At 60.8% G+C, this 23,222-nt stretch carries 21 protein-coding genes and 1 tRNA gene; 11 read left to right on the forward strand and 11 right to left on the reverse strand.

Annotated elements, in window-relative coordinates; all coding sequences use genetic code 11:
* Positions 1-136 precede the first annotated feature (136 nt).
* The 3 genes from RAH42_RS07725 (at position 137) to RAH42_RS07735 (ending at position 5,548) form a co-directional block, all read left to right on the forward strand.
* Positions 137-1,135, forward strand: coding sequence for a TAXI family TRAP transporter solute-binding subunit (locus RAH42_RS07725; protein ID WP_317539187.1), 999 nt, complete (start codon positions 137-139; stop codon positions 1,133-1,135).
* Between the two features lie 180 nt (positions 1,136-1,315).
* The gene (locus RAH42_RS07730; protein ID WP_317539188.1) at positions 1,316-3,250 is read left to right on the forward strand and encodes a TRAP transporter fused permease subunit; all 1,935 of its coding nucleotides are present in this window, start codon (positions 1,316-1,318) and stop codon (positions 3,248-3,250) included.
* Positions 3,251-3,388: 138 nt separating this feature from the next.
* Complete coding sequence (locus RAH42_RS07735; RefSeq protein WP_317539189.1) at positions 3,389-5,548, forward strand: Tex family protein; 2,160 nt, start codon at positions 3,389-3,391, stop codon at positions 5,546-5,548.
* Positions 5,549-5,599: 51 nt separating this feature from the next.
* Here the strand turns inward: RAH42_RS07735 and RAH42_RS07740 are convergent, their stop codons facing one another.
* Genes RAH42_RS07740 through RAH42_RS07750 form a run of 3 tightly spaced genes read right to left on the reverse strand, consistent with a single transcriptional unit; the run spans position 5,600 to position 8,148 of the window.
* A complete protein-coding gene (locus RAH42_RS07740; RefSeq protein ID WP_317539190.1) occupies positions 5,600-5,932 on the reverse strand; it encodes a heavy metal-binding domain-containing protein in 333 nt (110 codons plus the stop codon).
* A gap of 35 nt (positions 5,933-5,967) precedes the next feature.
* Positions 5,968-7,542 carry a hypothetical protein gene (locus RAH42_RS07745; protein ID WP_317539191.1) on the reverse strand — a complete coding sequence of 525 codons (1,575 nt, stop codon included), beginning with the start codon at positions 7,540-7,542 and terminating at the stop codon, positions 5,968-5,970.
* Positions 7,543-7,578: 36 nt separating this feature from the next.
* Positions 7,579-8,148 (reverse strand): isochorismatase family protein, encoded by a 570-nt coding sequence (locus RAH42_RS07750; protein WP_317539192.1) that lies wholly within the window; start codon positions 8,146-8,148, stop codon positions 7,579-7,581.
* 165 nt (positions 8,149-8,313) lie between these two features.
* Between RAH42_RS07750 and RAH42_RS07755 the strand changes: the two genes are divergently transcribed.
* The 4 genes from RAH42_RS07755 to RAH42_RS07770 are packed head-to-tail and all read left to right on the forward strand — an operon-like array spanning position 8,314 to position 14,071.
* Positions 8,314-10,665, forward strand: coding sequence for an aminoacetone oxidase family FAD-binding enzyme (locus RAH42_RS07755; RefSeq protein ID WP_317539193.1), 2,352 nt, complete (start codon positions 8,314-8,316; stop codon positions 10,663-10,665).
* Between the two features lie 47 nt (positions 10,666-10,712).
* A complete protein-coding gene (locus RAH42_RS07760) occupies positions 10,713-11,708 on the forward strand; it encodes a hypothetical protein (protein ID WP_317539194.1) in 996 nt (331 codons plus the stop codon).
* Complete coding sequence (locus RAH42_RS07765; protein WP_317539195.1) at positions 11,705-13,642, forward strand: ABC-F family ATP-binding cassette domain-containing protein; 1,938 nt, start codon at positions 11,705-11,707, stop codon at positions 13,640-13,642. The genes RAH42_RS07760 and RAH42_RS07765 overlap by 4 nt, the downstream gene beginning before the upstream one ends.
* Positions 13,643-13,645: 3 nt before the next feature.
* A complete protein-coding gene (locus RAH42_RS07770) occupies positions 13,646-14,071 on the forward strand; it encodes a peptidylprolyl isomerase (RefSeq protein WP_317539196.1) in 426 nt (141 codons plus the stop codon).
* Positions 14,072-14,301: 230 nt separating this feature from the next.
* Here the strand turns inward: RAH42_RS07770 and RAH42_RS07775 are convergent, their stop codons facing one another.
* From RAH42_RS07775 to hypA, 6 genes are read right to left on the reverse strand one after another with little or no spacing between them, the layout of a single operon-like run.
* Positions 14,302-15,363: an AbrB family transcriptional regulator gene (locus RAH42_RS07775; protein WP_317539197.1), complete on the reverse strand. Its 1,062-nt coding sequence runs from the start codon at positions 15,361-15,363 to the stop codon at positions 14,302-14,304.
* 38 nt (positions 15,364-15,401) lie between these two features.
* Complete coding sequence (locus tag RAH42_RS07780) at positions 15,402-16,037, reverse strand: site-2 protease family protein (protein ID WP_317539198.1); 636 nt, start codon at positions 16,035-16,037, stop codon at positions 15,402-15,404.
* A 29-nt stretch (positions 16,038-16,066) separates the two neighbouring features.
* On the reverse strand, positions 16,067-16,666 hold the full coding sequence (coaE, locus tag RAH42_RS07785) for a dephospho-CoA kinase (RefSeq protein ID WP_317539199.1): 600 nt from the start codon (positions 16,664-16,666) through the stop codon (positions 16,067-16,069).
* Positions 16,620-18,596, reverse strand: coding sequence for a UvrD-helicase domain-containing protein (locus RAH42_RS07790; protein WP_317539200.1), 1,977 nt, complete (start codon positions 18,594-18,596; stop codon positions 16,620-16,622). The genes coaE and RAH42_RS07790 overlap by 47 nt, the downstream gene beginning before the upstream one ends.
* Positions 18,597-18,627: 31 nt before the next feature.
* Complete coding sequence (gene hypB, locus RAH42_RS07795) at positions 18,628-19,299, reverse strand: hydrogenase nickel incorporation protein HypB (protein ID WP_317539201.1); 672 nt, start codon at positions 19,297-19,299, stop codon at positions 18,628-18,630.
* Positions 19,280-19,642, reverse strand: coding sequence for a hydrogenase maturation nickel metallochaperone HypA (gene hypA / locus RAH42_RS07800; RefSeq protein ID WP_317539202.1), 363 nt, complete (start codon positions 19,640-19,642; stop codon positions 19,280-19,282). The genes hypB and hypA overlap by 20 nt, the downstream gene beginning before the upstream one ends.
* Before the next feature lie 238 nt (positions 19,643-19,880).
* On the opposite strand from hypA, the gene RAH42_RS07805 reads away from it, so the two are divergent.
* Together RAH42_RS07805 and RAH42_RS07810 are read left to right on the forward strand one after the other, a co-directional pair.
* Complete coding sequence (locus tag RAH42_RS07805) at positions 19,881-20,729, forward strand: hypothetical protein (protein WP_317539203.1); 849 nt, start codon at positions 19,881-19,883, stop codon at positions 20,727-20,729.
* 465 nt (positions 20,730-21,194) lie between these two features.
* The gene (locus RAH42_RS07810; protein WP_078016245.1) at positions 21,195-21,443 is read left to right on the forward strand and encodes a hypothetical protein; all 249 of its coding nucleotides are present in this window, start codon (positions 21,195-21,197) and stop codon (positions 21,441-21,443) included.
* Positions 21,444-21,516: 73 nt separating this feature from the next.
* Here RAH42_RS07810 and RAH42_RS07815 read toward each other — a convergent pair.
* A tRNA-Asn gene (locus RAH42_RS07815) sits at positions 21,517-21,592 on the reverse strand.
* Positions 21,593-21,706: 114 nt separating this feature from the next.
* On the opposite strand from RAH42_RS07815, the gene RAH42_RS07820 reads away from it, so the two are divergent.
* Together RAH42_RS07820 and RAH42_RS07825 are read left to right on the forward strand one after the other, a co-directional pair.
* On the forward strand, positions 21,707-22,210 hold the full coding sequence (locus RAH42_RS07820) for a winged helix-turn-helix domain-containing protein (RefSeq protein ID WP_317539175.1): 504 nt from the start codon (positions 21,707-21,709) through the stop codon (positions 22,208-22,210).
* Between the two features lie 32 nt (positions 22,211-22,242).
* Entirely contained in the window at positions 22,243-22,575 is a 333-nt protein-coding gene (locus RAH42_RS07825) for a transposase (protein WP_317539176.1), read from the forward strand.
* 245 nt (positions 22,576-22,820) lie between these two features.
* On the opposite strand, the gene rpsI is transcribed toward RAH42_RS07825, so the two are convergent.
* Positions 22,821-23,213 carry a 30S ribosomal protein S9 gene (gene rpsI / locus RAH42_RS07830; RefSeq protein WP_009166148.1) on the reverse strand — a complete coding sequence of 131 codons (393 nt, stop codon included), beginning with the start codon at positions 23,211-23,213 and terminating at the stop codon, positions 22,821-22,823.
* Positions 23,214-23,222 lie beyond the last annotated feature (9 nt).

Here is a 23,222-nt window from a genome sequence, read left to right on the forward strand (position 1 = left end):
GAGCACTAGTATACTTTGGAAAGTACGGAGATCCGCGTACTGCGCATGAGGGGCGTTCGAGGCTTCATCGTTTTCCACGCTTAGTTATGCAAGAGAATCCCGTATGAATAAAAACACAATGAGGAGGTCTGTGTGAATGAAAAAATTATTGGCGTCGTGTGTTGTTCTTTCCGCACTCTGGGTGGGCGCTGCCTGGGCTGACACGCCGTCGCAGCTCAAGTTTATGGCGGGACCTCCGGGCGGCAACTGGTTCGCTCTGGGGGGCGAGCTGGCCGATCTCTGGAGCAAGGAGGTCATGCCCACCACCAGCGTCACGGGCGGCGCCGTCGCCAACATCATTAACGCGCACATGAGAAAAGGCGACCTCGGCTTCTCCAACACCTCCATGATCGCCGTGGCCCAGAAGGGCACCGACCTCGGCACGTTCAAAACGAAGAGCGACAACGCCAAGCTCCTTGCCAACCTGTACACTCAATACACTTACTTCATCGCCCGCAAGGACTTCGCCGAGAAGAACGGTATCAAGACCGTCGACGATCTGGTCAACAAGAAGCTCGCCTTCCGCTTTGCCACGCTGAAGACGGGCACGGGATCCGAATTCGTCGTCAAGAACGTTTTCGAATCCGGATTCGACATCGACTACCGCAAAGCGTTCAAGGAATGGGGCGGCACGGTCGAATACGCTTCCTATTCGGGCGGCGCGGATTTGATCGCGGACAATCATCTTGACGTGTTCGCCTTCTCCGTCGGCAAGGTCGCCGCGATCGTCATGCAGATCGAAAGCACCACCGATGTCGTCCTGCTCGGCATGAGCCAGGAAGCGCTGGACAAGGTCGGCGAAGCGATCGGCACCGTCACCTTCCTGATCGATCCCGGCATCTACAAATCGGTCCCCGCCAGCGCCGAGCCGGTCAAAGTCGTCGGTGATTACACCAGCATCGTGGTGCGCGGCGATCTCGACGATCAGGTCGTTTACGATCTCTGCAAATCCATGTACAGCAACGTGGAGATGCTGGCCAAGGGCGTGAAAGACATCGCCGAGCTCGATCCCAAGACGGCCATCCCCGCCAAGGGGCTCGAGTCTCATCCCGGCGCCGTGAAATTCTGGAACGAGGCCAGCGGCAAAGTTCAATAAGGGAGCGGGCCCCCGCTTGGGAGCGCGCCGCAAATCGTCTCAAAGAAAATATCGAAGCGCGAACGGGAAAATCCCCCAGAAGGCAGGCTCCAGGCCTGCCTTCTTCCGTATTTTCCCGCGAAATCCCATGCTTGCCGCGTGGTGAGATCGCGCCGCCGACAGGAAAGAGGATGATGGTCGATGACAAAAAGAAAACTCGATGGAGTCGTCGCAAAAGGCCTATGGCTTTATGTACTGGCGATGGGGCTCTTTCATCTTTATACCGCGGTTTTCGGAGCCTTTGAAGCGTACCTTCAAAGGGCGATCCACCTCACATGGGTCCTGCCGATGGTCTTCGTCGTCTATCCCATGTCCGAAAACAAAAAATCGGCGCAGCCCCAGACGGCCGTGCCATGGTACGATTGGTGCTTCGCCGTTGTTTCCGCCGTTCCCGGCATCTATATCATGCTCAACTACAACATGATCGTCGAGCGCATGATCGGCGTCGATGAGATCACGGCGATCCAGCTGATCCTCGGCACGATCGTCGTTCTCGCTTTGATCGAAGCGACCCGCCGCGCCGTGGGGCTTCCCATCATTCTCGTCTCGCTCGCTTTTATGGGCTACTGCATGTATTACATGATGACCGACATCGCTGCGCAGAGCGGAACGCTGGGCAATTTCACTCTCGCCAATTTCCGCGACTGGTTCTCGGGCGCCTTCAAACTTTTGATCGAGGAGATGTTCCTGACCGACGAGGGCATTTACTCGTCCTCGCTGGGCGTTTCGGCGACGCTGGTGATGATCTTCCTGATCTTCGGCGGCTTTCTCGAGAACAGCGGCGTCGGCGAGTATTTCATGGAATTCGCTCAGGCCTTCACGGGAACTCAGGCCGGCGGTCCCGCCAAAATCGCGGTCGTCAGTTCCTGTCTTTTCGGCTCGATCTCCGGTTCCGCCGTCGCCAATGTGTACGGCACGGGAACGTTCACGATTCCCCTCATGAAGCGCATCGGCTACAAGCCCTATTTTGCGGGCGCGGTCGAAGCCGTGGCAAGTTCCGGCGGTCAGATCATGCCGCCGGTCATGGGAGCCGGCGCTTTTGTGATGGCTTCCTTCCTCAACGTCCCTTTCAGCCGCATCGTCGTCGCCGCAATCCTTCCGGCGCTGCTTTACTATGCCGCCGTCCTCGTCATGGTCCACCTGACCGCCAAGCGCGACGGGCTCAAGGGGCTGCCGCCCGAGGAGCTGCCCGGGAAAAGGAGCGTGCTGAAACGCGCTTACATGATGTCGCCTATCGTTCTTCTCGTCTATCTGCTCCTCGACGGTTACACGCCCATGTATGCCGCCATCGCCGGCATCGTTCTGGCCTGGGGCGTGTCGCTGCCCAATCCCAAACGGCGCATGGGGCCAAAAGGCATCCTGCGCGCCATTCACGACGGAGCCAAAGGGATCCCCGTGGTCTGCACCGCCTGCGCTTCGGCCGGCTTCGTTCTCGGGGCCGTGGCACTTTCCGGCATCGGGCCGAAAATCGTCAGCGCGGTCCTTTCGGCGTCCCACGGCATTCCCGTGCTCACGCTGCTGCTGATCGCCGTGGTCTGTCTGATCCTCGGCATGGGACTGCCGACGACGAGCGCCTACATTCTCGCGGCATCATTGAGCGTTCCGGCGCTCGGCCAGCTTCACTTCAACAGCATCGCCGCCCATATGTTCGTGTTTTATTATGCGATCATCTCCAACATCACGCCTCCCGTCGCCCTTGCCGCGTACGCCGCGGCGTCCATCGCCGAAGATTCGCCCAACAAGACGGGATGGGCCGCCTGCCGTTTGGGATTTTTGGCTTTCGTCATCCCCTTCGCTTTCTGTTACGACGGCGGGCTGCTGCTTCAGCTCGACTGGACACACAACCTCATCTCCGTTATCAGCGGCGTCGCGTTGGTGTTCGGCATCGGTTTCAGTTTTACCGGTTATTGCGGCGGCAGAATCCCGATGTGGAGCCGCGTCCTTTTCGCGGTCTTCGGGCTGGCCTCCATGTGGAAGAGTTCTCTGATCTCTCTCGGCGGAACCGTGGCGATTTTCGTGTTGTACACTTTCTGTCAGAAGGTCTTCGCCGGTAAAAAAGCGTCTTCCGCGCTTTAACGAAAATTTCCTTCAAAGCCCCGTTGCGTGCGGGGCTTGTTTTTTGTTCCCGAGGCATGGACATCGAAGCCGGCTTTAGGTAAGATATGCGGTGGCTTTGGCAGTTCCGTACAGCACATCGAAAGGAGTTCTTCATTTATGGCCGATTACACAGGGCGGATCGCCCAGGAATTGAAACTTCCCGTCAGCGGCGTCGGCGCCGTCGCCGAACTTCTCGCAGAAGGGTGCACAGTCCCTTTCATCGCCCGCTACCGCAAGGAAAAAACCGGTTCCCTCGACGAAGTCGCGATCACCGCGATCCGCGACGGACTGGCCCGAATCGAAGAACTCGAAAAACGGCGCGAGGCGATTCTGGGTTCGCTGACCGAGCGCGGCGTCCTTACGGAAGAGCTGAAAAAGACGATCGACGCCGCTGCGACGATGACCGCTCTGGAAGACGCCTACCTCCCCTTCCGCCCAAAGCGCCGGACGCGCGCTTCGGCCGCCCGTGAAGCGGGGCTCCAGCCTTTGGCCGACGCCCTGCTGGAACAAAAGGGGCGCGACCCGCGGGAACTGGCCGCACGCTATGTGAACGAGGAAAAAGGCGTCGCCGATGCCGAGACCGCTCTGGCCGGCGCGCGCGACATCATCGCCGAAAACGTCAGCGAAAACCCGGCGGTACGCCAGGACATGCGCGTGATCTTTGTCCGCTTCGGCGTTTGCGCTTCCTCAGTCGTCGAAAAAAGGAAAGAGGAACCGGAAGCGGCGACGTACGCCGATTATTTCGACTGGAAAGAGCCGCTCCTGCGCGTGCCTTCCCATCGCCTGCTGGCGGTGATGCGCGGAGAAAAGGAAGGCTACCTCACCTTCTCGATCCGCCCCAAGGAAAGGCTGGCGCTGGAAAAGCTTTACGCGCGTTACGTCACGGGAAGCGGCGAAGATTCCAGGCAGGTCGAAGCGGCCGTCACCGACGGCTATCGCCGTCTGCTGGCGCCTTCCATGGAAACGGAGGCCCGCAGCACGCTGAAAAAGCGCGCCGACACCGACGCCATCGCCATTTTCGCCCGCAATCTCCGCGAGCTGCTGATGGCCTCGCCCTTCGGCGCCCGCCCCATCATGGCTATCGACCCGGGGATCAGGACGGGGTGCAAGGTCGTCTGCCTCGACGCAAAAGGCGATCTGCTGCACCACACGGTCATTTTCATCCAGCGCTCCGACGCCCAGTACGTTCAGGCCGGCGAAACCATCCGCGCGCTGGCCGCGCGTTTCAAGCCCGACGCGGTCGCCGTCGGCAACGGCACGGCCAGCCGGGAAACGGAAGAGTTCCTGCGCGGCCTCGATCTGGACATCCCCATCATCGTCGTCAGCGAAAGCGGCGCTTCCGTCTATTCGGCTTCGGAACTGGCCCGCAAGGAATTTCCCGACCAGGACGTGACGGTCCGCGGCGCCGTTTCGATCGGTCGTCGCCTCATGGATCCGCTGGCGGAACTCGTGAAGATCGATCCCAAATCGATCGGCGTCGGTCAGTATCAGCACGACGTCGATCAGAAACAGCTCAAAAACGCTCTTGACGACACCGTCGTCTCGTGCGTCAACGCCGTCGGCGTCGATCTGAACACCGCCAGCGCCAAACTGCTGTCCTATGTTTCCGGGCTGACGCCGTCGCTGGCCGACAACGTCGTCAAATTCCGCGAAAACGAGGGTCCCTTCAAGCGGCGCCAGGACGTGCTGAAAGTTCCCCGCCTGGGCCCCAAAGCCTATCAACAGGCCGCCGGCTTTTTGCGCATCCGCGACGCGGAGAACCCTCTCGACGCCAGCGCGGTCCATCCCGAGAACTACGGCATCGTCGACGCCATCGCCGCGGACCAGAACTGCGCCGTCGCCGACCTGATCGCCGCCAAAGACCTGCGCGGCAAGATCGACTTGAATCGCTACGTCACCGACGAGGTCGGCCTGCCGACGCTCGAGGACATCCTCTCCGAATTGGAAAAACCCGGACGCGACCCCCGCAGCGCGTTGGAGATCTTTTCTTTCGATCCCAACGTGCGCGAACTGACCGACCTCGAGCCGGGCATGAAACTGCCGGGCATCGTCTCCAACGTCACGGCCTTCGGCGCGTTTGTCAACATCGGCGTGCATCAGGACGGCCTCGTCCACGTCAGCCAGATGGGACGCTACGTGAAGGACATTTCCACCGTGCTTCATCCCGGCATGGCGGTGGAAGTTTACGTTATCGACGTGGACGTCAAACGGCGCAGGATCTCCCTGCGCATGGAACTCGGCAAAAAAGCCGCCCGCGAAAAAAGCGCGGTCAAATAAATCCGGCAAACGAAGAGGCCGTCTCCCCGAACGGGCGAGACGGCCTCTTCGTTATTTGTCATCGAACTTATAAGCGGTGCCGACCGCGACCACTTCGGCGGCGCCGCCGGCGACCTGCGGTGCCATGAACTGGATCGCGTAAACCCCGTCGGCCCCCTTCTCGCGCGCTTTTTTGCCAAGCCGCTCCATGGCTTTTTCGGTGCTCGTCCGCAGCAGTTCGGTGTATTGTTTCAGCTCGCCGCCCACCGACATGTTCCTGAGGGCGGCCAGGGCGTCGCCCAGGATCGAAGTGCTGATCACGCAGCTGCCGGTCACGAGTCCGAGCTCCACGGCGCCCGGCGGCGGAATGGTCCCCGTGGAAAGAGCGATCTCTTTTTTATCCATCGTCCGTCATCTCTCCCCGATAAGCCGACGCGGCGTCAGCGCAGATATTTTTTGTAAAGCCAGGCAGCGGTCAGCAGCGCCAGAACGAGCCCCGCGAAGAGCGCATAGTTTTCCGCCCTGTGCAGCAGATAGGCCAAGCTGCTCTGCCATGGAATGCGCGCCGCCTTGGGCAGGGATTTCATCCGTTCGATCTCCCGAGCGATCTCGCCGGGCGTTTTCCCGTCGGCGAAAAAACGTTCCGCCTGCGCTTGCGGCACTTCGCTCATGAGCCACTGCACGCTGTCGGCGGGAAGCTGCGCCGCCGCCTCCCGCACCGCTCTGGGACGCAGCGCGAACCACCTGAGCGTTTGCAGCGAAGCCGCATTGGGGAGGTATTTGTCCCAGACGAGCCGGGGCAGATTTCGGAAAAGAGAAAAATATTCTTTCCCCGCGACGGCGAACCACTGACGGGCCAGCAACACGTCTCCTTGCGCCAAAATCTCCCTGAAAGCGGCGATGTCCTCCGCTTCGCTTTCGACGAGAATCCGGCCGAAATTCTCCACGATCGAGCTGTAGCTCAGGGAACCGTCGAGCGGCCTGACGCTGATCAGGCGGTCGATAAAATTCTTCTGTTCGGCTTCGGACATGCGCTCGGTCATGCGGCGGAACGTCGAAGAAGCGAGAATGGCCTTCGTGTCTTCGTCGCGGCGGGCCATACGCCCCTGGATCTCGTCGAGTTCGGCGCGGACGCCCTTTCTCAGCGTCTGCCAGTAAATTCGCGGCGCTTCCGTTCGGTAATAGCCGTCGTAGCGGACGAGCAGAGTCTCGCGAAGTTTCGCCGGCGATTCCCAGACTTCCACCGCAAAGGAGCCGACATCATAAAGCGCCCAGCCCACCGTCAACAGCGCGCCGACTCCGGTGGCGGCCATGAGCACTTTCCGGCCCAGCCCCTTGCCGAAAGCGGACAGCGCTTTTCTCCCCAGCGTGCGGCGCAGGAGCTTGCGTCCCAGCACCATGCCCAGAAAAGCGGCGGAACCGGCCAGGGAAAGCTCGGGACGCCCCCGGATCCCCTTCGTCAGGGATTCGCCGAGGACGGCGCGGCTCTGGGCGGCGGCGCGGCGCACCTGTTCCTCGAAAAAGATCCGCACCGACGGAGCGTTGACGAGAGCGCCCACCCGCGAGGCCAGCAGCGCCTGGTCATACGCCGAAAGGCGATCCAGATACGCGTCGGTGAAAAAGTCTTCCACGATCGCAAGGAAACGCTCGTAATCGCTGCGGAACGCTTCGGGAATCTTGTCCTGGATCCGCTGGACAACGCCGTTCAGATCCATGGCGACCTGAAGGGCGCCCGTCAGCCGGCCGCCCGATAAGCTGTCCGCGAAAACGCGGTCCGCCGCTGCCGTCAGCTTGGCGTTCATCCCTTCGCGCAGCCAGAGCGCGTCGTAATCCTTAAGAAACGACGATTCGATTTCATCGAGGAAGCGCCGGCGAGTTTCGACGTCCTGAAAGGGCACCGTCTCGTCGTACGCGATCGCGTCTTTTTCGTATCTTGGAACGGCCGCCGGGAGCCGTCCGTGCATGCCCAGAAAAACGACGGCCGTCGCGACGAGACCGAGAAGTTTTTTGCACATTTCACACCGCCCCAGGCGCTCAGTCACCCGGGAACATCAGAATTCGACCTTGGCAAGAGGCAGGATCGTCGCTCCGGCGGCTTCCATCTCGGCGAAAGCCTTTTCGCCGTCGTCCGGATCCACGTTGACGGCGCGGCAGCCGTCGCTGACCACCAGCACGTCGAACCCCGCCTGCAGCGCGTCGAGGACGCTCGCTTTGACGCAATAATCCGTCGCCAGCCCGCAGATGATCAATCGCTCGATGCCCGCGTCATGGAGCACGCCGGCGGCCTGCGTGCCGTCGAACGCCGAATAGGCTTCGGCGTTCGCGTCCGTTCCCTTGTTGAAGACCATCACGTCTACCGGCAGCTGCAGATCGGGATGGAACTCCGCCCCGTCCTGCCCGGCCACGCAGTGCATCGGCCAGGAGCCGCCGAAGTCCTTGAAGCTGCAATGATTGACAGGGTGCCAGTCGCGGCTGGCCAGCACCGGGCAGCCGCGTTCGGCGGCCATCTGGATCAGCCGGTTGCACACCGGGACGACCGCGTTGCCGTCCGGTACCGCCAAAGCGCCGTTTTCGCAGAAGTCATTCTGAACGTCGATAATAAAAAGCGCTGTTTTTTTCATGCAGAGCACCTCCATAAAATACATCCCGAAAAGTCTTCGTTCGAAAAAGCAGCTTCGCAGAAAGAGATCGAAACGTTCATATTATAACATCACACAAAAAAGGGTTGTCGTGATAGTATTAAAACATTCATGCGTCTGGCGCAAGAAGCCGAAGGAGATTTGCTGATGAGCACATTTGACGTTGTCGTTGTCGGCGGCGGTCCGGCCGGGATGATGGCGGCGGCCCGCGCCGCCCAATACGGCGCCCGCACGGTTTTGCTCGAAAAGAACCGCGAGCTGGGGCGCAAATTGATGATCACCGGCCGGGGACGCTGCAACTTTGCCCACGATCAGGAGGATCCGGAACTTTTATCGAAAGATTACCGCCGCGGCGGGGAATTTTTGCTGCCGGCGCTTCGCACGTTCGGCGCCAAAGAAACCACCGCGTTTTTTCTGCGCCGCGGCGTGGTGTCGGCGCACGAACGCGGACACCGCCTCTATCCCCGTGAGGGACAGGACGCCTCGTCGGTCGTCAACGCGCTGTGGACGGCGCTGAAGGACGGCGGTGTCCAGGTGCTGCGCGGGATAGAGGTCCGCTCTCTCGACATCCTCGGCGGCAAAGTCCGCCGCGTCACCACGGGACGCGAGGAAATCGAAGGGCGCGCTTTCATCCTCGCGACGGGCGGGCTATCTTTTCCCAACACCGGCTCCACCGGCGACGGCTACCGCTGGGCCCGCAAGGCCGGCCACGAGATCGTCGAAACGACGCCGGCGCTGTGCCCGATCAAGATCGCGGAACGCTTCGACGATCAGCTGTCCGGTCTGAAGCTCAAAAACGTGCGCGTCACGCTCCGTCACGACGGTGAAACCGTGGACGAGCGCTTCGGAGAGATGGATTTCACGCCGTTCGGCATTTCCGGCGCCATCGTCATGGACCTGGCCGCCGGCGTGGGGAACTGCCTGCGTCAGACGGGCCGCACGACCGTCCATATCGACCTCAAACCGGCGCTCGAGCCGGAACGTCTCGACGCGCGCATCGAACGCGACTTCCACGAGTTCGGCGGCGACGCGCTGCGCTTTGCGCTCAGAAAAATGCTGCCTGCGCAGATCATCCCCGAAGTGCTCAAAATGGCCGCGCTCGACATGGGGAAGCCCTGCGGCGAGACCACGGCCGAAGAGCGGCTCGCGCTCAGAAACACGATCAAGGATTTCGCCGTCACGCCCACGGAACTTCTTGGGTTCAGGCACGCCATCGTCACCAGCGGCGGCGTGAGCACCGACGAGATCGAGCCGGAGACCATGGCCTCGAAGCTCGTTCCCAACCTTTACTTCGCCGGAGAGATGATCGACGTCGACGGGCCGACCGGCGGCTACAACCTTCAGGAATGCTGGAGCACCGGTTTTACCGCCGGGAGCGCGGCCGCCGAAGCTCTGGGGTACAAAAAGCCCACCGACGAGGACATCGTCAGACAGATGGAAGCGGCGCGCAACCGCAGATATGAAATCTCCCAAGCGGAGCGGCAGAAATTCAAGGAGGAGAAAACCGAAGACATGACGATCAAAACCGGCCCCACCGACGACAAAGAGTTCTGCGGCTGGAGAGATCCCCGCAGGCGGCAGACGTCCGAACAGACAAAAGGGGACGCTGGCGGCGGCAAATTCAGTTTCGGAAAAGACCGCCGGCCTTCTTTTGAGCGGCCTTCTTCCGAAGGCCGTCACCGCGAGAATCCTTTCCGGCGCGCCGATCGTCCGGATCGTCCCCAAAAGGCGTACCGGGAAGACAGAGATTTCGGGGAGCGCCGGGATTTTGTCGAACGCCCGCGTTTTTCGGAAGAGCGTCGTTCCTTCCGTCGGGACGAAGACCGCCCGTTCGAAAGAGAGCGGCGTCCGTTCGAAAACGATCGCGGCGAGCCGCGCCCATTCCGCCGCACCGACGGCCTTCACCATGAGTACCGCCAGCATCCTTACGGCAGGAGCGCACGCGAAGATTTTTCGGAACCGTCCCGCTTTCACGAAACGGCGGCCGAAGGAAGATCCCGACGCTCGGAACGGCGCCCTTTCGACCGCTCCGACTTCAGAGAACGCGATGAACGCCGCGACTTCGAACGGCCGCGCGCTCCGCGTCCATTCCGAGAAAAATTCCGCGACGAAGATCCCGAATATCAAACACGCTCCGACTCGCCTTTGCGGAATCGGCGTCCCCGTTTTTCCGATCCGCCCGACCGTCCTCATACGTCCGGCGCCAGAGAACGTCGCGGCGCTTACGAGCGCGGCTTCGGCAACGAACGAATTTCGTACGCCGGCCGTTCGGAGCGTCCTTACGACAATCGCCGGAGCCATACCGACCGCGACTTTCATGCCGGACGCAATCCTCAGGAGCGCCCCTTTCACGGCGCGCGGCCGTTCGACGAAGACCGGATCCGGGAAAGGGATTTCCATCACGAAAGCAGACCGCCCCGCAACAAGCAGGGCGTTTCCAAACCGCGTCCGCGAAAATTCACCAGTTTCTCCCGTTTCAGGAAAGATCACGAACGATAAAGCGAAAAACGCAATACCATCCATCTCTCAACAGGAAGGCCAGTCGTATGCAGGAACAAATTGACACAAGCGCCGTTGATCCCATCCCCGACGAAGAAGCGTTCCGCCGGGCTCTCACGCAGATCGAAACGTTCGGCAAGCAGATATTTCGAACCGCCGAACGTCAGAAAGACCTTCTGCTCACCGAAAAAGAGCAGAACGCCCGCGAAACGATTGCGCTTCGCAAGCGGCTCGACGAAAGGGAGAACGAACTGGAAGCGCTCCGAAAAAATCTTATGGACGCTCAGATGGAGCTTTCCGAAGCGCGCCGCAGCGAAGCCTCGCTGAGGCTCGAAGTAAGACAGATCAAGGAACAGCTCTCCGTCTACCGCGTCGACGCCCGCCGCATCGAAGAAGCCGAAAGCCAGCAGCGGAGCGCGAAAGAAGAAGCCGCTCACCTTCGCGCTCGTATCGAAGAATTGAATACCGAAGCGGCCAGAGCCGCCCGCAAACACAAAACGGAAATCGATACGCTGACCTTGAAATACGAGCAGGAGAAAGTGACCCTGCACGAAAACATTCAAATCGCGGAAGACCGCGCCCGCAACGCCGCCGAAACCATCGCCCGGACCCAGTCTCTGGGCAGCATCGCCGAGCGCGAAAAAAACGCGGCGCTGGAGGAACTGGCGCGCAGTAAACGCGAACAGAAGCAGCAGCTGGAAAAGCTGCAGAACGACTTGGCCCGTCACGAAGCCGCCGTCTCCGAACAGGAACGCCGCGCCGCCGACCAGCAGCGCGAGTACGAGCGCAAGCTGTCGCTGATCCAGCTGCAAACGGGGCAGCAGTATCAGTCGCAGCTGGAAACCCTGAAAAGCGTTCTCGAAGACAAAGCGCACGAACTCAACCGCGCCCACTATCAGATCGAACAGCTCAACGACGATCACCGGCGCGCGCTCGAGGCCCTGAAGCAGGATATGGAAAAGCAGCTCGAGCTCCGCGCCGACGAAATCCGCCGCCGGCTCATCCTGAAATCCACGGGAAAAGACGGGCGTCCGTCGCCATGATACAGATCCGGGACCTCAATCTGACCTTTGCCGGCGGCCGGAAAATTTTCGATAATCTGAACTGGCAGATCGACACCGCAAGCCGGACGGGACTCGTCGGCCCCAACGGTATCGGCAAAACCACGTTGCTGCGCGCCATACTCGGGCAAGTAACCGCCGACAGCGGCGACATCACCGTCTCCCCTCTTTCCGCAACCGTCGGGTACCTGCCCCAGGATCTGGCGGAGCTGCCCGACGTCACGCTGATGCAGTACCTCAAAGACCGCACCGGCATTACGGCGGCGGAGAAACGGCTCAAACGATGTTCCGAAGAGCTCGCCGCCGCGCCTGCAAGCGAACATGTCCGTCTGATGAAGCTGCACGATGAAGCGGCCGCCGCCTATGAAAACCTCGGCGGCTATTCTTTTGAGGCGCTGTCGCGCAAGGCGCTGCACGGGCTGGGATTTCATGACGGCGACGACGCCAGGCCCTGCGGCGAGTTCTCCGGCGGCTGGAAAATGCGCGTCACGCTGGCCGGGCTGCTGCTGTCGCGCCCCGACATCCTGCTCCTCGACGAACCGACCAACCACCTCGACACGGAGAGCATGGAATGGCTGGAAAACTGGCTTTCCGACTATCGCGGCACGCTCGTGGCCATTTCCCACGACCGCGTCTTCATGGACAAGGTCATGAAAAGCATCGCCGAGCTCCATTCCGGCAGGATCCGCGTTTATAAGGGCAACTTCTCCGATTATCTGCGCGCCTCAGCAGAGCAGAAAGCCCAGCTCGAACAGGCCGCCGCGCGCCAAAAAGAGGAGATCGCCAAGACGAAAGAATTCATCGAACGCTTCCGCTACAAAGCCACAAAGGCTGCGCAGGTGCAAAGCCGCATCAAGGCGCTTGAAAAGACCCAGATCATCCGCACGGAAACGGCGGCCCGTCGCGTGACGCTGAAATTTCCGCCCTGCCCGCCCAGCGGGCACATCGTCCTGACGCTGACCGATCTCGGCATGGCCTACGGAACGCACCGCGTCTTTGAGAACCTCAACGCGACTGTCGAACGAGGGCAGAAAATCGCCCTCGTCGGCGCGAACGGCGCCGGCAAATCCACGCTTTCGCGCCTCATTTCGGGCAAAGAGCGCCCCACTTCCGGAAACTGCGAAACGGGCTACCACGTGCTGCCCGCGTTCTTCTCGCAGGAGAGCGCCGAAAATCTGAACTACGACCGCACCGTCTGGCAGGAGATCTGTCCGCTCAACATGGACATGTCCGAGGCGGAAAAACGCGCCTTGCTCGGCTCGTTCCTGTTCAGCGGCGACGACATTCACAAGCCCGTCAAGGTGCTTTCCGGCGGCGAGAAATCGCGTCTTTCCCTCGTCAAGATCCTCATGAACCCGTCGAACTTCCTGATCCTCGACGAACCGACCAACCACCTCGACATGACCACGCGGGAACTCTTTCAGCAGGCTCTGCTCGCCTACGACGGCACGCTGTTGATCGTCTCGCACGACCGCTATTTCCTGAACCAGCTCGCGCAGCGCGTTTGGGAACTGCGCGACGGAGCCCTGTACGACTACGCCGGCAACTACAGCCGTTTCATCGAGCAGCGCCAGGCGTCGCTCGCGCAAGATGCTCCTCACGCCGGCCCCGATGTGAAACGCCGCGGCGGCGAACGCGACAAAAAACGCGAAGAAGCGCAGCGGCGCAACGAAATTTACCGCCGTAAAAAAGTTTATGCTGACGAACTCGCCGCGCTGGAAGAGCGCATCGACGGCCTGGAAAAGCGCAAAAAGAAGGACGAACGGGAGCTCTGCCGGCCGGAAGTGCTGTCGGATTCCGTCAGAATCCAGGCGCTCATGAAAGACCTTGCGGACGCCGTCGCGGCGGTCGAAGCCGCGACGAGCCGCTGGGAAGAACTGATGGAAATCATCGAAAAAATCGAAAAGGGAGAATGAGTCATGTCTCAAACCGTAAAAAAAGGCGACAAGATCCGCGTACATTACACAGGAACGTTGAACGACGGTTCCGTTTTCGATTCTTCCGTGCTCAACAAGCGTCCGCCGCTGGAGTTCACCGTCGGCGCCGGCCAGATGATCGCCGGCTTCGACAAAGGCGTCGAGGGCATGGCCGTCGGCGAAACGAAAACGCTGAGGCTCGCCCCCGAAGAAGCGTACGGCCGGCGCCGCGACGACATGCTCGTCACCGTCGAAGCGAACCGCATGCCCAAAGGCTACACGCCGCACGTCGGCGATCAGCTTCAGATGGGACGCTGCCCCGTCACCGTCGCCGCGGTCAAAGACGACGGTTCCGTCACGCTTGACGCCAACCATTCCCTGGCCGGCAAGGAACTGAACTTCGAAGTCACCGTCGTGGAGATTCTCTGATACCGGTTTTCAATAAAAAGTCATCATCGAAAATCAGGATGGATCGAAAAATCCGGCATGAACGCAGATAAAAAAATGATCTCCGCCGTCGCTTCGGCGCAGGTCATTTTTTTCGTACACGACTCATACTCTTTCTTGATAAAACGCATTAACATAGTTTACTGGGCGCGGCGAGGGAGTTCAGTCGCTCGCCGCGCCCTTATGCTCGGCCTTTTAATTGAGAAATAGTATCAGGCAAAGAGCCGCGCGATCAGAGGCACGCAGACGACGATGGAGATCATGCGCACGGCGTGGAAGACCCCGACGATCAACGGGTCGGCGCGCAGATCCTCCGCAAAGAACACCACTTGGCTGAGGCCGCCGGGGCAGGTGGCAAGCACGGAGGTCATCACGTCCCAGCGGGCAAGGCGGTGCATGATCCAGGCGAGCAGGAAGGAAAGGGCCTGAATCAGCGCCACGGAAAACGCCAGAGGGAAGAAGAGTTCTCTCACCAGATGGATCGTGCGCGGCGACAGCCCCACGCTGATGGTCATGCTCAGACAGATCTGGGCGGCACTGCGCAGCCACGGCGGGAGGGTCATCACCTTTCCCGAGCGAAGATTCATGGCGCCGGCTCCGCACATAGCCCCGATCATGTACGCCGACGGAAAATGCGCCGCCTCGAAAAGCAGCGCCAGAGCGCCAGTGACGGCCGCGAAGCGGGCAATCTCGCCGGGCGTAAAGGAGGCTCTCGTTTCCGCGCCCGACGCCGGCGCTTTCGGCAGGACGGCGCCGGGCGCACGGCGCGCCAGCCAGGCCGTGGAAAACGGCAGCGTCACGTAAAGCACGATGATGCGCACCGACTGAAAGAAAGCTACGATACCCACGTCGGCGCCGGCGGACATCGCGAAGATCGACATTTCCGCGATGCCGCCGGCCGCCGACGATGCCAGACAGGTCATCAGCGAAAGTCTGCCGCCGGCGAGGGCGAACAGCAGCACGCCGGTCGCAACGGAAGCCATGACCATCCAAAACGACGCCAGCGAGACGGGAAAAAGCATCTTTCTGACCGCGCTCGCCATATGGCGGTCGATCCGCTGCCCGAGGATGACGCCGCTCAAGACCTTGGAAACGAAGGACACCGGCGCCTGATAAAAGGGCAACCGGAGCCCCGACAGGTTGAGAAGCCCCAGCAGGAACAGCGAACCGAGCATGGCCGCGGCAGGCCAGCCCATCTTTTTTGCGCCGCGGAACCCCGCGCAGCCGACGGCGAAAAGCGCGGCGGTCCCTGCCGAGCGAGCGAGAATTTCCATCATCAGCCTCCGATCCTTCCGCAGGAACCGCCTTGCGTCTAACCCAGGATCAGGCGCAGCCCCCAGCGAACGGCCGGGGACATAAGGCGCCCGACGACGCCGAGATAGATCAGGGCCAGCAGCACCGGCAGGCTGTAACGATCGAGCCATTCGAACGCGGGACGGGCCGTCCGCGGCAGGACGAGGGCCAGCAGTTTGGAACCGTCGAGCGGCGGCACCGGGATCAGATTGAACACGGCGAAGTTCAGGTTGATCGTCACGAAAGCGATCAGCACCTGCTGCAGGCCGTAATTGCCGAAAAGCGCCGCGGGGAAAAAACGGATCAGACCGCGGATCACCAGTCCGGCGGCGACAGCGGTGAGGATGTTGCCCGCGACTCCCGCGACGGAGACAAGGAACAGGCCGCGGCGCGGGCGTCTGAAATTGTAGGGGTCGATCGGCACGGGACGCGCCCAGCCAAAGTGGAACAGAAACATGCACAGAGCTCCCCACAGGTCGAAATGCGCCATGGGGTTCAGGGTCAAGCGCCCGGCGTCTTTCGCCGTAGGATCGCCGCAGCGCAGCGCGACCCAGCCATGGCAAAACTCGTGGAACGAAATGGCCCACAGGATCGCAGGCACGGCCGGCAGCAGGGAAATAAATTCCCGTCCGGCTTCGGCAAAGAATCGATTCATGATGCGGATTCACCTTTTCAACAGTCAGTTTACGCTTCGCGGCGGGATCGCAGAGCTTGGATTTCCCGCCAGATTTTTTCCAATTGCGCTTCCAGATTCTCCATGGAACCGTCGTTGCAGACCACCCAGTCGGACAATGCCATGCGCCGCTCGCGATCCATAAAGAACCGTTCCCGCCGCGCCAGTTCAGTCTCGTCGAGCCCGCGGAAGCGGTTGCGCTCCGCGCGGAGCCGCGGGTCGGCAGCCATGAACAGCACTTTGTCCACCCAGTCGGGACGTCCCGCCTCGAACAGCATAGGGATCTCGGCCACGACGACGCCTTCTTCCGGCAGAGCCGCCTTCATCCTGGCCAAAACGACGGGGTGGGTGACGCGGCAGAGCCAGCGGTATTCCTCCTCGTCGGCGAAGACCCGCGCCGAGACGGATTTTCTGTCGATCTTCCCGTCGGCGCCGAACACCGATCCTCCCCAGCGGGCGCGCGCCTCCTGGGGCAGTTCGCCGCCATCCCAGAGCCCGCGGACGATCCCGTCGGCGTCCAGCAGCGCGGCGCCGCGGGCGCGGAACCACTGCGCCGCCGTGGACTTACCAGCGCCCGGCTCGCCGGTAAGGGCGATAACGACCGTAGCCATAACGTTCAGGGTCCTCCTTCTGCTCGAAGACTTCCGTACACTCGTCGGGCAGTTCCGCAAGGAAGCGCGAGAAGCCCTCCCGCAGCACGGCCCCGAACAGACGGCGCTGACGCGCGCCGCTCATGTAGAGCCTTTCCTCGGCGCGCGTCATGCCGACGTAGCAGAGACGGCGCTCCTCTTCCAGTTCTTCCTGGCTGTCGGAACTGCGGCTGTGGGGAAAGATCCCCTCCTCCATGCCGGTCATGAAGACGACGGGAAATTCGAGCCCCTTGGCGGCGTGAAGCGACGACAGGTTGACGGCGTCGCGCGCTTCGTTCTGCGTGTCCATGTCGGTGTAGAGCGAGACCTGGTCCAGCACCTCGGCGAGATTGTCTCCTTCCGGCGCGATGGAGAGCAGTTCGCGCACGTTTTCCACGCGCTCTTCCCAATCGGCGGGCTCGGCTTTCATCAGCAGATTCTCGTAACCAACGCCGTTCAGGATCCAATCGAGCGCCAGCGGCAGGCTGTGCTGGCGCTCCAGCAGCGTCAGCATGTGGCCGGCCAGCTGCGCGGCGCCCTCGGCGGCCTTGCCGGTCAGGCCGCCTTTTTTTACTTTCACGGTCCCCCACACGTCTTCCGCCGCGCCTTTGGCGTTTTCCCGCATCCAGGCGCTCAGCTTCTCGAGGCTCTTCGGCCCGAGAGCGCGGGTCGGCAGGTTGCCGACGCGGTTCAGGGCCACGAGATCCCACGGGTTGACGGCCAGGCGCATGAACGCCACGACGTCGCGGACTTCCTTGCGGTCGTAGAAGCTGGTGCCGCGCACGATGCGGTACGGGATGCCGGCTTCGATCAGCGCTTGTTCGAGCACGCGGCTGAGGGCGTTCATGCGGTAGAGGACGGCGATGTCGCCGTAATGATACGCTGCGGTGAGACCGACGATTTCACGCGCCAGCGCATCGGCCTCCGCTTTTTCGTCGCGCAGATACCAGACGCTGACTTTCTGGCCTTCTTCCCGATCCGTGCGCAGGTTTTTCTCGCGGCGGTTTTTGTTGTGCTGGATCAGCCGGTTCGAGGCGTCGAGGATCATGGCGGTGGAACGGTAGTTCTGCTCCAGCAACGTCACCTTGGCGTTAGGGAAATCGCGCTCGAAGTTCATGATCGTGGCGTAATTCGCGCCGCGCCAGCCGTAGATGGACTGGTCGGGGTCGCCCACGACCATCAGGTTGTTCGAATCGCCGACGAGCAGCCTCATCATCTGATACTGCGAGCCGTTGACGTCCTGATATTCATCGACGAGCACCCACTGCAGGCGCCCCCGCTCGCGCTCGAGCAGTTCGGGATCGCTTTTCAGCAGGGCCAGAGGCACCGCGATCAGGTCGTCGAAATCGAACGCGCCCTGCTCCCTGAGCGCCTGCGAGTATTTTTCGTACACGTCGCCCATGAAGTTGTCGTAGGCGGAAAACTGCACCGAGGCGGGGTCGGCGGAAGATTTGATTTCCGAGATCCTGTTCAGCGCCCACGAGGGCGCGAATTTCTCCGTGTCGATGTTCAGTTCCTGCATGACGTGTTTGACGGCCGTCAGGGAATCGGAACGGTCGTAGATCACGAAGCTGGGGCTGTAGCCCCGGTCGCGCAGCAGTTCGCGGTTGCGGAAAAGCAGGTTCAACCCATACGAGTGAAACGTACAGATCTGCGCGCCGCCCAGCGAACCGCCCAGAAGTTTCTCGACGCGTTCGCTCATCTCCCGCGCCGCCTTGTTGGTAAAGGTCACCGCCAGCACGCGCCACGGTTTGACGTCCTGCGCGGCGATCAGCCAGGCGATCTTGCTCGTCAGCACGCGGGTCTTGCCGCTCCCCGCCCCGGCCAGCACGAGCTGCGGCGCCCCCGTAAAGTTCACGGCTTCGCGCTGAGCCTCGTTCAGGCCCTTCAGCAGTTTTTCGGGATCAGTCATCTGTCTTCCTCATGCGCTCTCCGCCGTCCGATCACGGCCTTCGGGAAGCCTTCTTCGTCTCGCGCCAGTCGTACAGCATCTTGATCCAGAACTCCAAACCTTCGCCGCTGAAGCTGGACAGACGCAGGCGGCGCGCCTTGGGATTGAGCCGCGTGACGTCATCCCAGTAAAGCGCCTCGTCGAAATCGACGTACGGTTTCAGATCGATTTTCGTCAGCACCACGGCGGCCGCTTCGGAGAAAAGCAGCGGATACTTGAGCGGTTTGTCGGAACCTTCAGGCAGGCTGGAGACGGCCACCTTGCAGTCTTCGCCGATATCGAACTCGGCGGGGCAGACCAGATTGCCCACGTTCTCCACGAAGATCAGATCGAGTTCGTCGAGCGGCAGCTGTTCCAGCGTGCCAGCCACCCAGTTCGCTTCCAGATGGCAGCCGCCGTTCGTGTTGATCTGCACGCTGGGCGTGCCGGTCGCCCTGATCCGCCGCGCGTCGCGGTCGGTGGCCACGTCGCCTTCGATCACCGCGCACTTCAGATCGAGACCGGTCAGGGTCCGCTCCAGCAGCATCGTTTTGCCGGAGCCGGGCGAACCGATCAGATTGACCATCAGGATCCCCTTTTCCGCGAGGAGGTCCCTGATTTTCTGCGCATAGCCAAGATCCGCCGCCATGACGGCCTGCTGTACGTCAATTTTTTTTCGCGTCATCGTCTTCCACCTCGATCGAATCAATGTTCAGTTCCATGCCCTGCTCCATCTGCGCGTCGGGCGAACCGCAGAAGGGGCACAGCACGCTCATGCGCTCTTCGCCCCACTTGCGGCCGCAGCGCGGACAGCGGACGAGGATCGGAACCGGCTCGATGTCCAATTCCGCGCCCTGCAGCCGCGAATCCCGGGATGCCGCCGCAAAGGCGAATCTCATGATTTCCGGCACGACCTGACGCATGGCGCCGATACGCAGCGTCACTTTCTCTATCCTCTTCCAGCCGTTCTCCTCCGCCAGAGACTCGACGGAATCGATGACCGCCTTCACCAGCGAGAACTCATGCATCAGTCCACCTCCCAACTCGTCTATTCTACTACACGGCGGCAAAAAAATGGCGGCGTCGGCGCGTTTTGTCGCAGATCATCGTTCTCCGAAACGCGGAGGCTGGTATAATAGCGGTGTTTTGCTTTCATTCCAAAAACTATTCAGAGGTCATTCACGTGCTCAAACGCCATTTCACCGCCCGCCAACTTTTTTCTTCGCAGGACGACGCTGCGGCCGCTCTGCGGAATGCGCTCCGCCGATGAACGCCGAAAAGTTTCACCTCGAAGCCGCCGAAGCGCTGACCGCATGGTATAATTCCCACAAGCGCGCCCTGCCCTGGCGCCTCGACCGCGACCCCTACCGCATCCTCGTCTCCGAAGCCATGCTCCAGCAGACTCAGGTGGAACGGGTGAAAAGCTTTTACGCGCGCTGGATGGAGCGCTTCCCCACGCTGACGTCGCTCGCTTCGGCGAGCGAAGACGACGTTCTGGCCTGCTGGCAGGGACTCGGCTATTACAGCCGCGCCCGCAGCCTCCGCAAAGCCGCGCAGCTCGTCCGCGACGCCGGCCTGACGACGCTGCCCGCCGACCCGGAATTCCTGCGTTCGCTTCCCGGACTGGGACCGTACACCGTCGGCGCCGTCTGCTCCATTGCCTTCGACATGCCGGTCCCGGCCGTCGATGGCAACGTCAGGCGCGTTTTTTCGAGACTGCTGGATCTGAGCGAAGACCCCGCCAAGGCCAAGGGGACGGCGCTGATCGCCGCCCACGCCGCGGCCATTCTCAAACTCGGTTCGCCGCACGTACTGACGCAGGCGTTCATGGAACTGGGCGCGACCGTCTGCACGCCCGGGGCGACTTGCAAATGCGCGCAGTGCCCCGTCGGACGACTGTGCGCCGCCAAGACAGCCGGCACGCAGGCGCAGCGCCCCGTCAGCACGCGCCGGAACGTTATCGAGCGGCGCCGCGGCGCGGCGCTGCTGATTCTCGTCCCCCAGGCTGCGTTGTGCGCCGCCGTCCCGCCGGCGGTTTGTGGTCCGGTTTTTACGAGATCCCGTGGCTTTGCGGCGAGGCGGACGAAAGCGCCGAAAGCTGCCTTTCCCGGCTGACCGCCGAGCTGCGGCTTACCGCCCCATGTCTCGACCTTGAGCTGGAAGAGACTTTGAAGTTCACGCGCTGGCAGGTGCGCCTTCATCTGTGGAGCTGCCGCATGCCGCAGCCGCCGGCCGGGTGCGATGCCGTTTCCGCGGACAAACTGACCGGCTTGCCCATGCCGGCCGGGTTGAAGCGCCTTGTTCAGAAAGCGCTCGGGCAATCCGCCCGGAAGCAGCTCGAACTCTTCCCGCCAGTCCGGTAATAATACTATTTCTCAATTAAAATGCCGAATACAGAGGCGCTGCGGAGGAGATTCACAAAGCGAGCTGCGCAGACCGCGCAGCGGTCGAAATAGTCCTGAGCGACTGAACTCCTCCGCAGCGCCCTGAAAACTATGTTAATACTTTCTATCAAGAATTAGTATAAGATCGACGTTCTGTGTTCAAGCGCATCCATTTCATTCCAAGGAGGAAATTTCCATGAAAGTCACCGTCTATGGCACCATGAACTGTCCCGACACCGTCGACGCGCTGCGCGAGTACGAAGCGCGCGGCATCGGCGTCGATTTCCGCGACATCGACGCCGACATCAAAACGCTGAAAGAGTTTCTCAAACTGCGCGACACGGAAGAAGTCTTCGCCGACGCGCGCCAAGAACACTTCGTCGGCGTTCCCTGCGTGATCAGGGAAGACGGCTCGCTCACCCTCGACTGGGAATCGCTACTGTAAAAATTTCCGCACGCCGAAAGGTCCGCATACGAAAAGGCCCTGACGTTTTTTTGCGTCAGGGCCTTCGTTTTTCTGGCTCCTCGAGCAGGACTTGAACCTGCGACCTAGTGATTAACAGTCACCCGCTCTGCCGACTGAGCTATCGAGGAATTTATCAAGAATGGGGAAAATTATACTCTTCACGCGCTCCGTGTCATACTATTTCATTATAGTATAGCCAAAGTATCCGTACCTCAGTTATAATGCACCCGAGGTGATGGAGAATGCCCGTAAAATACGAGATCACATCGGAACAGCAGGCGGAAATCGAAGCAGCGCGGAAAAAGAATCGCAACAAGAAGATCGAAGCCAAACTGAGAATCCTCAGCTTGCGCGCCGAAGGGAAAACCCTGAAAGAAATCAGCGAAATCACGGAATACCACTTCACGAACGTCAGCAAGATCATCTCGCAGTTTATCCATCGCGGTCTCTCGTATGTGCTGCAATGCCATTACCTCGGCAACCATCGGAACATGACCTATGAGCAGGAAGAAGCCGTACTTGCTCCTTACCTGGAGAAAGCCGGGAAAGGAGAAATCGTTTCGGTGGCGGAAATAGCCCAAGCCTATCAGACCGCGGTGGGACATACTATCAGTCCGACTCAGATTTACGCGGTCCTGAAACGTCATGGCTGGAGAAAAGTCATGCCGCGCAGCCGTCACCCCAGGAAAGCGAACGAGGAGGCCATCGAGGCCTCAAAAAAATTAACGCTCAAGTTCAGGAATTAAAAGAGTTATCCACAACAGGGAACGTCAGACTGATGTTTCAGGACGAAGCCGGCTTCGGCAGAATCAACACGCCCAAATACTGCTGGTGCAGGAAAGGCATTCGACCGAACGTTCCCTGCCTTCACATCCGCGAATACCGCTATGCTTACGGTGCCGTAGAGCCGCTTACGGGAGAAAGCCTCTTTCTGATCATGCCCAACTGCGACAGCGATTGCATGAACGTTTTCCTGCGGGAACTTTCACACCGATTTCCGGAAGACCATATTCTGCTCTGCTGTGACGGAGCTGCCTGGCACAAGTCCAAAGCGCTTCAGGTTCCTGCCAACATCACCCTGTTCCATATTCCCCCTATACCCCCGAGATGAACCCCATTGAGCAGATCTGGAGAGAGCTGCGCTGTCAGGGCTTTCGAAACGAGATTTTTTCGACGCTTGAGAACGTTGTCGAGCGTCTGTGCCGCACGATCAGAAATCTCACCGCTCAGACCATAAGGAGTATTACCGCAAGACAATGGATTGTTAGGTGCTTTAAATGAGAAATAGTATCAAGAGGCAAATAAAAAAAGCAGCCCGGCGCGAACGTGCCGAACTGCCTTTCCGTCGAAAAAGGATTAACGCTTGCTGAACTGGAACTTCGCGCGGGCGCCCTTCTGACCGAACTTTTTGCGTTCGACCATGCGCGGGTCGCGGGTCAGAAGTCCCGCCTTCTTCAGCACGGGACGAAGATCGGGATTCATCTTCAGAAGCGCGCGGGCCAGGCCGAGGCTGATCGCGCCGGACTGGCCGGTGAGGCCGCCGCCCTGGGCGTTGACGAACACGTCGACCTTGCCCTCGAGCCCCGTCACGACCAGAGGAGACAGTGCCCCGCTCAGCCAGTTGTGGCGGGGGAAGTACTCAGCGGTCTCGCGGCCGTTGACCAGGAACTTGCCTTCGCCGGCGGCGATATGGACGCGGGCGATCGCGTTCTTGCGACGACCCGTACCCCAGTAATAAGAAGTAGCCATCGAATCTCC

Source organism: Pyramidobacter sp. YE332 (genome assembly GCF_033060595.1).
Lineage (GTDB): Bacteria > Synergistota > Synergistia > Synergistales > Dethiosulfovibrionaceae > Pyramidobacter.

Bases quoted from the DNA above. Each gene is read 5' to 3' on its own strand.
- hypB (WP_317539201.1), bottom strand. From the start codon at position 19,299: ATGACGCGAAAAAAAATTGACGTACAGCAGGCCGTCATGGCGGCGGAT.
- RAH42_RS07740 (WP_317539190.1), bottom strand. From the start codon at position 5,932: ATGGATAAAAAAGAGATCGCTCTTTCCACGGGGACCATTCCGCCGCCG.
- RAH42_RS07780 (WP_317539198.1), bottom strand. From the start codon at position 16,037: ATGAATCGATTCTTTGCCGAAGCCGGACGGGAATTTATTTCCCTGCTG.
- rpsI (WP_009166148.1), bottom strand. From the start codon at position 23,213: ATGGCTACTTCTTATTACTGGGGTACGGGTCGTCGCAAGAACGCGATC.
- hypA (WP_317539202.1), bottom strand. From the start codon at position 19,642: ATGCATGAGTTCTCGCTGGTGAAGGCGGTCATCGATTCCGTCGAGTCT.
- RAH42_RS07810 (WP_078016245.1), top strand. From the start codon at position 21,195: ATGAAAGTCACCGTCTATGGCACCATGAACTGTCCCGACACCGTCGAC.
- RAH42_RS07725 (WP_317539187.1), top strand. From the start codon at position 137: ATGAAAAAATTATTGGCGTCGTGTGTTGTTCTTTCCGCACTCTGGGTG.
- RAH42_RS07735 (WP_317539189.1), top strand. From the start codon at position 3,389: ATGGCCGATTACACAGGGCGGATCGCCCAGGAATTGAAACTTCCCGTC.
- RAH42_RS07820 (WP_317539175.1), top strand. From the start codon at position 21,707: ATGCCCGTAAAATACGAGATCACATCGGAACAGCAGGCGGAAATCGAA.
- coaE (WP_317539199.1), bottom strand. From the start codon at position 16,666: ATGGCTACGGTCGTTATCGCCCTTACCGGCGAGCCGGGCGCTGGTAAG.
- RAH42_RS07745 (WP_317539191.1), bottom strand. From the start codon at position 7,542: ATGTGCAAAAAACTTCTCGGTCTCGTCGCGACGGCCGTCGTTTTTCTG.
- RAH42_RS07755 (WP_317539193.1), top strand. From the start codon at position 8,314: ATGAGCACATTTGACGTTGTCGTTGTCGGCGGCGGTCCGGCCGGGATG.
- RAH42_RS07790 (WP_317539200.1), bottom strand. From the start codon at position 18,596: ATGACTGATCCCGAAAAACTGCTGAAGGGCCTGAACGAGGCTCAGCGC.
- RAH42_RS07805 (WP_317539203.1), top strand. From the start codon at position 19,881: ATGAACGCCGAAAAGTTTCACCTCGAAGCCGCCGAAGCGCTGACCGCA.
- RAH42_RS07775 (WP_317539197.1), bottom strand. From the start codon at position 15,363: ATGGAAATTCTCGCTCGCTCGGCAGGGACCGCCGCGCTTTTCGCCGTC.
- RAH42_RS07760 (WP_317539194.1), top strand. From the start codon at position 10,713: ATGCAGGAACAAATTGACACAAGCGCCGTTGATCCCATCCCCGACGAA.
- RAH42_RS07825 (WP_317539176.1), top strand. From the start codon at position 22,243: ATGTTTCAGGACGAAGCCGGCTTCGGCAGAATCAACACGCCCAAATAC.
- RAH42_RS07770 (WP_317539196.1), top strand. From the start codon at position 13,646: ATGTCTCAAACCGTAAAAAAAGGCGACAAGATCCGCGTACATTACACA.
- RAH42_RS07750 (WP_317539192.1), bottom strand. From the start codon at position 8,148: ATGAAAAAAACAGCGCTTTTTATTATCGACGTTCAGAATGACTTCTGC.
- RAH42_RS07765 (WP_317539195.1), top strand. From the start codon at position 11,705: ATGATACAGATCCGGGACCTCAATCTGACCTTTGCCGGCGGCCGGAAA.
- RAH42_RS07730 (WP_317539188.1), top strand. From the start codon at position 1,316: ATGACAAAAAGAAAACTCGATGGAGTCGTCGCAAAAGGCCTATGGCTT.